This window comes from Geminicoccus sp. (assembly GCF_036263595.1).
In the GTDB taxonomy this organism is placed as follows: domain Bacteria; phylum Pseudomonadota; class Alphaproteobacteria; order Geminicoccales; family Geminicoccaceae; genus Geminicoccus.
Window position 1 is genome coordinate 1 of record NZ_DATAGQ010000208.1, and the last position, 6,275, is coordinate 6,275.

Below are 6,275 nucleotides of genomic sequence, written 5' to 3' on the forward strand. Positions count from 1 at the left end.
TTCGGAACGGACGGATCCGACATCATGAACGCGCTTCGTCGCACTGCAGGTCTCGCCGCCATTCTGATCTTCGGGATGATCGTCCTGGGCGGCGTCGTCCGCACCACCAATAGCGGCCTGTCCTGCCCCGACTGGCCCACCTGCTACGGCTACTGGTTGCCCTTGCCGTCCCTGCTCGAGCAGGTCCCGAACATGGGCTACGAGTACTACCAGGTCATGCTGGAGTGGGTGCACCGCCTCATCGGCGGGGTGGTGCTGGGGCCGCTCACGCTGGTGGTGGCGTGGCTCGGATGGCGCCATCGGTCGGCGCATCCGCGGATCGCGCTGTCGGCAGGCCTGATGGTGGGATTGCTCCTGGTGCAAGGTCTGCTGGGCGGCCTCACCGTCCTCGACCGCAACAGCCCCTGGTCCGTCGCCATCCACCTGGGCAACGCTCTCCTGCTGCTGGTCGTCGTCATCGGCATCCACGATGCGGCGCGCGGGCGCAGCGCGGCGATCAGCGAGGCGCCCGGCTGGATCCGCCCGCTGGCGCTCCTGGCCATGGTCACGGCCCTGCTGGCGATGATGTCTGCTGCCGTGACCGCCAAGTCCGGTGCCTCGCTCGCCTGCTCGACCTGGCCGGACTGCGGCGGAAGCTTTCTGCCGGACTGGGAGGACCAGCTCACCGTCGTCCACATGATCCACCGCTACCTGGCGGCCGCCTTTGCTCTGACGCTGATCGCGCTGCTGATCGGCTGCCTGCGTGACGGTCGTGTACCGCATGAGCTGCGCCGGCAGAGCATGGTGACCGCGGTGCTGGTCTGCACGCAGGTCATGATCGGCGCGCTCGTGATCATGATGGAAGTCCCGATCTGGAAGGCGGTGCTCCATCAGGCCACGGGCGTCCTCACCTTTGCCCTGGTTGCCGACCTGTTCTGGCGCGCCCGCAGCGTTCCCGTGGGCTCGCCGACCGTTCCAGGAGGGCTACGTGCCGCAAGCCTACGCTGATCTCGCCGACCGGTTCGCACGGATCTCCAATGTGGAGGGCGCGCTGGCGGTGCTGTCATGGGATGCCGCCGTGGTCATGCCCAAGGGCGGTGCCGAGGGCAGGGGCGAGCAGACCGCCGTGCTTAAGCGGTTCGCCCACGACCTGATCACGGCACCGGTCGTGGCCGAGCGCCTAGCCCAGGCGGACGACGAGACCCTCGACGAGTGGCAGCGTGCCAACCTCGTCGAGATGAAGCGCCGCCACGTGCAGGCTACCGCAATTCCGTCCGACCTCGTCGAGGCGATCGCGCGGGTGACGACGACCTGCGAGATGATCTGGCGCGATGCGCGCGCCAAGAGCGACTTTGCGGAACTGGCGACATCGCTGACTGAGGTCGTCCGGCTGACCCGGGCGCAGGCCGAGGCGCTGGGTGCCGCGCAGGGGCTATCACCCTATGACGCGCTGCTGGACCTCTACGAGGCCAACCTGCGCGACTCGACGATCGAGCCAATCTTCACGCGGCTGGGCCAGGAACTGCCGGGTATCTCCGAGGCCGTCATCGCCAGGCAGCCCAAGGCCATGGAACTCTCCGGCCCGTTCCCCATCGAGCGTCAGAAGCTGCTCGCCAGGGACATGATGGCGGCCGTCGACTTCGATCTCAGCCAGGGCCGCCTGGACGAGAGCGCGCACCCGTTCTCCGGCGGCATCCCCGGCGACGTGCGGATCACCACCCGCTATGAGGAAGCCGACTTCCTCCAGGCGATGATGGGCGTCCTGCACGAGTTGGGTCATGCCCAGTATACGGCAGGGCAGCCGGTGGCTTGGCGCCACCAGCCGGTGGGCGATGCCCGCGGCATGATCGTGCACGAGAGCCAGTCCCTGTTCACGGAGATGCAGGCCAGCCGCTCCAGGCCGTTCACCGCCTTCCTGGCGGGCCGGGCCCGCGCCGTGTTCGAGCGGGAAGACGATCCCGCCCTTTCGGCCGAAAACCTGTCCAGGCTGGTGAACCGCGTCCAGAAGTCCCTCATCCGCGTCGAAGCCGACGAGACGACCTATCCGCTGCACATCGTGCTGCGCTGGCGGCTGGAAAAGGCGATGATCAACGGCGACCTGAGCGTCGCCGATCTTCCTGCTGCCTGGAACGACGGGATGCGCGAGCTGCTGGGCATCGTGCCGCCTGACGACCGCCGTGGCTGCCTGCAGGACATCCACTGGCCGGTTGGCGCCTTCGGCTACTTCCCATGCTATACGCTGGGCGCGCTGATGGCAGCGCAGCTGTTCCGGGCGATGCTCAAGCAGGTGCCGGATGCGCTGGAGCATCTCGGCCGGGGCTCGTTCGGCCCGATCCTGGCCTGGCAGCGCGAGAACGTGCATCAGCAGGGCTGCCGGTATACGTTCGACCAGTTGTTGGCCCGCATCACCGGCGAGACCCTTGGTCCTGACGCCTTCCTGGACCACCTTCGCCTGCGCTACTTAAGCGGCGCATGATCTGACGCCGGAGCATCGAGAAGCAGCATGGTCGCCTATATCAGCACCCGCGGCGGCGCGGGCACGCGTGCCTTCGAGGAAGTGCTGCTGGCGGGGCTGGCGGAGGACGGCGGCCTGTTCCTGCCCGACGCGGTGCCGGCACTGTCGCCTGAAGCCTGGCGCTCGCTGCAGGGGCGCTCCTATGCCGAGACGGCCGAGATCGTGCTGTGGCCGTTCGTCGACGGCACGATCGAGCGGCCGGCATTCCGTGCGATGGTCGACGAAGCCTACGGCATGTTCAGCCATGCCGCGACGGCACCCCTGAACCAGATTGGTCCGGACGACTGGCTCCTCGAGCTGTTCCACGGGCCGACCCTGGCCTTCAAGGATTTCGCGCTGCAGCTCCTGGCGCGCATGTTCGAGCATGTGCTGACCAGGCGGGGTGAGCGGATCACCATCGTCGGCGCCACCTCGGGCGACACCGGCTCCGCCGCGCTGGCGGCCTGTGCCGGGCGTGCCAACATGCGGATCGTCATCCTGCATCCGTTCGGCCGCGTGTCGGAGGTGCAGCGCCGCCAGATGACGACGATGCTGGCCGACAACGTGTCCAACATCGCGGTCGAGGGCACGTTCGACGACTGCCAGGACCTGGTGAAGCAGATGTTCAACGACCGGGGCTTCCGCGAGGAGCACCGGCTGGCGGCCATCAACTCGATCAACTGGCTCCGTGTCGCCGCGCAGGCCGTCTACTACGCCTACGCGGCGGTGCGGCTGGGCGGGCTTGAAAGGCCGGTGGCCTTTTCGGTGCCGACCGGCAATTTCGGCGACATCTATGCCGGCATCATCGCCAGGGGGATGGGCATGCCGATCCACCGGCTGGTGGCGGCCACGAACAGCAACGACATCGTCGCCCGCTTCCTCCAGTCCGGCCGCTATGCCAAGGGCAACGTGATGCCCACCACCAGTCCCTCCATGGACATCCAGGTGGCCAGCAATTTCGAGCGGCTGCTGTTCGAGCTGGAGGACCGCGACCATGATCGCCTGCGCGCCCAGATGGAGCAGTTCCGCGCAGAGGGTTGGCTGTCGGTCGACGATGCCCATCTAGAGCAGGTCCGGGCATATCTGGTCGGCCATGCCGTCGACGAGGCTGAGGTGGCGGCGACGATGCGGGACGTGTTCGCCACGACCGGCGAGGTGATCGACCCGCATACCGCCGTCGGCGTCGCCGCGGCGAGGGCAGCGATCCCGGCGGGGGAGGCTGCCCGGGTGACACTTGCGACCGCGCACCCGGCCAAGTTCCCGGACGCGGTGGAGGCGGCCATCGGCCAGCGGCCGCAACTCCCGCCGCACATGGCGGGCCTGTTCGCCTGCGAGGAGCGCTACACCGTGCTCCCGCCGGACTTGCACATCATTCAGGATCACATCCGCAGGACGGCATGACCGAAAACTTTCGTCTGACGACGCTCCCCAACGGGATGCGCATCGCGAGCGAGCAGATGCCGCATCTCATGACCAGCGCCGTGGGTGTTTGGGTGGATGTCGGCACCCGTCACGAGCACGAGAGCGTCAACGGTGTCTCGCACCTCCTGGAGCACATGGCGTTCAAGGGCACCGAGACCCGCTCGGCCAAGGACATCGCCGAGGCCGTCGAGAATGTCGGCGGGCAGCTGAACGCCTACACGTCGCGCGAGCACACCGCCTACCACGCCCGCATCCTGGCCGAGGACCTGCCGCTCGCGACCGAAATCCTCGCCGACATCGTGGAGCACTCGACGCTGGACCAGACCGAACTGGAGCGCGAGCGCAAGGTCGTGCTCGAGGAGATCGGGCAGGTCGAGGACACGCCGGACGACCTGGTGTTCGATCTCTGGCAGGAGACGGCCTATCCCGACCAAGCCCTAGGGCGCTCGATCCTGGGCCCGCCCGAGATCGTCGGGTCCATGCCCCGGCAGGCGCTGGCCGACCACATGCGCCGGCACTACGGGCCTGAGCAGATGATCCTCGTGGCAGCGGGCCAGGTCGAGCACGAGAGGCTGGAGGAACTAGGCCAGCGCTGGTTCGGCGACCTCCAGCGCTCCGCGGTCGACCCGTTCGTGAAGGCCGACTACCGCGGCGGCGACCTGCGCGAGGAGCGTGAGCTGGAGCAGGTCCATCTGGTGCTGGGCCTGGAGGCCCTGACCTGCCACGACCCCGATATCTATGTGCTCAACCTCTACTCCTCGATCATGGGCGGCGGGATGTCGTCCCGCCTGTTCCAGGAGGTGCGGGAAAAGCGCGGCCTCGCCTACTCGGTCTTCAGCTTCGTCAACGCCTTTCCCGACACCGGCACGTTCGGCGTCTATGCCGGCACGGGCGAGGGTGACCTGGACGAGCTGGCCAGGGTGCTGACCGACGAACTGGCCGGCTCGACGGATTCGATCACCGAGGTCGAGCTCGTGCGCGCCAAGGCGCAAGCCAAAGCCGGCCTGCTCATGGGCCTGGAGCACTGCGCGGGTGTCTGCGAGGATGTGGCCCGCCACCTGCTGACCTTCGGCCGGCGGATCCCGCGTGACGAGATCCTGCGCCGGATCGATGCGGTCACCCATGACGACCTCAAGCGGGTGGCCAAGCGCCTGTTCGCCAACCCGGTACCGTCCGTGACGGCACTGGGCCCCTGCAGCAAGCTGCTGGACCACGACAAGCTGGCTGCTCGCCTGCGGCACTGATGGCATGAACAGGGACACAGGCGAGGGACTGTCGGCACCGCTGGCGGTCCCACTGTTCCGACGCCTGTGGCTCGGCAACATGGTGACGAACTTCGGCTGGCTGATCCAGTCGGTGGGTGCTGCCTGGCTGATGACGGAACTGGTCGGCACGCCTGACTGGGTCGGGTTGGTCCAGACCGCGCTCCTCCTGCCGATCCTCCTGTTCGCCCTGCCGGCGGGCGTGTTCGCGGACGTGGGCGACCGCCGGCTCGTCTGCATGGTCGGCCAGGCGACGATGCTCGTGGCGGCGCTGACGCTGGGAACGCTGACCTGGCTGGGCCTGACCGGCCCCATCACGCTCCTGGCGCTCACTTTCGCGCTCGGTGCGGGCAGTGCACTCGCCAATGCGCCCTTCCAGACAATCGTGCGGGAGGTTGTGCCGCGGCCGGCCATGGCAGCAGCGGTGACGCTCAACGCGATCAGCTTCAACATGGCCCGCTCGGTGGGCCCGGCGGTCGGCGGCGTCCTGGTGGCATCGATCGGCTCGGAAGCCGCGTTCCTGACCAACGCGCTATGCTACCTGCCCCTGCTTTTGGTGCTCCTGGCCTGGAAGCGGCCGCCCGTGCGCATGGCCATCCGCGGACGCATGGGCCGGGCCCTGGGTGACGGCATCCGCTTTGCCAAGGAATCGGACGCCATCCGCGCGGTACTGGCCTACTGTGCGATCTTCAGCTTCTGCGCCTCCAGCATCCAGGGCCTGCTTCCGCTGGTGGCCCGCGACCGACTGGATGGCGATGCCGTGACGTTCGGCCTTCTGCTGGGTGCCTTCGGGGTCGGCGCCATGGGCGGTGCCTTCCTTGTCCACCCGGCAAGACGCCGGTTCGGCACTGGCCCGGTGGTCACCTGGCTCGGGCTGCAGCTTGCGCTCAGCACGCTGGTGGTGGCCTGGTCGTCAAACCTCGTGCTCCTGTCCCTGGCACTGGCCTTGGCAGGAACGGCCTGGCTCGGTTCGTTCTCGTCGTTCAACATCGCGGTGCAGCACGCCTCCGCCGCCGGCCTCGAGGCAAGGCAGCTCGCGATCTACCAGACGATCGTGTTTGGCTCGATGGCAGCCGGCAGCTGGATCTGGGGCGAAGTTGCCCATCTCCTGGATGTCA

General features: G+C 67.9%; 5 protein-coding genes. All 5 read left to right on the plus strand.

Annotated elements, in window-relative coordinates:
- The coding region (locus VHL31_RS23415; RefSeq protein ID WP_329663668.1) for a COX15/CtaA family protein at positions 1 to 987 on the plus strand (987 nt) is incomplete at its 5' end.
- On the plus strand, positions 968 to 2,455 hold the full coding sequence (locus VHL31_RS23420; protein ID WP_329663669.1) for a carboxypeptidase M32: 1,488 nt from the start codon (positions 968 to 970) through the stop codon (positions 2,453 to 2,455). The genes VHL31_RS23415 and VHL31_RS23420, both read left to right, overlap by 20 nt.
- A 27-nt stretch (positions 2,456 to 2,482) precedes the next feature.
- Positions 2,483 to 3,874, plus strand: coding sequence for a threonine synthase (gene thrC / locus VHL31_RS23425; RefSeq protein WP_329663670.1), 1,392 nt, complete (start codon positions 2,483 to 2,485; stop codon positions 3,872 to 3,874).
- Positions 3,871 to 5,139 carry a pitrilysin family protein gene (locus tag VHL31_RS23430; RefSeq protein WP_329663671.1) on the plus strand — a complete coding sequence of 423 codons (1,269 nt, stop codon included), beginning with the start codon at positions 3,871 to 3,873 and terminating at the stop codon, positions 5,137 to 5,139. The genes thrC and VHL31_RS23430 overlap by 4 nt, the downstream gene beginning before the upstream one ends.
- A 4-nt stretch (positions 5,140 to 5,143) precedes the next feature.
- Positions 5,144 to 6,275 (plus strand): MFS transporter (locus tag VHL31_RS23435; RefSeq protein ID WP_329663672.1); only part of this gene is annotated, 1,132 nt, incomplete at its 3' end.